1 pseudogene is annotated in these 292 nt (G+C 57.5%); it reads right to left on the minus strand.

Annotation, left to right across the window (positions count from 1 at the left end):
- A pseudogene (gene ctrA / locus EN857_RS34130) lies at window positions 1-292 on the minus strand (cell cycle two-component system response regulator CtrA); the annotation flags it as partial.

Consider the following 292-nt stretch of genomic DNA (forward strand, 5'->3'; position numbering starts at 1 on the left):
TGCAGATGAAGACGTCGATGATCTTCAGTTCCGGCTCGTCCATGCCGCCATAAAGGTGGTTCAGGAACATTTCCTTGGTCAGCGTCGTGCCCTTGCGCAGCGAAAGCAGCTCAAGCATCTGATATTCCTTGCCGGTCAGGTGAACGCGCTGGCCGCCCACTTCAACCGTCTTGGCATCGAGATTGACGATCAGCTCGCCGGTGGAGATGACCGACTGCGCATGGCCCTTGGAACGGCGGACGATTGCGTGAATGCGGGCAACAAGCTCGTCCTTGTGGAACGGCTTCGTCAT

Source organism: Mesorhizobium sp. M4B.F.Ca.ET.214.01.1.1 (genome assembly GCF_004791545.1).
In the GTDB taxonomy this organism is placed as follows: Bacteria; Pseudomonadota; Alphaproteobacteria; order Rhizobiales; family Rhizobiaceae; genus Mesorhizobium; species Mesorhizobium abyssinicae.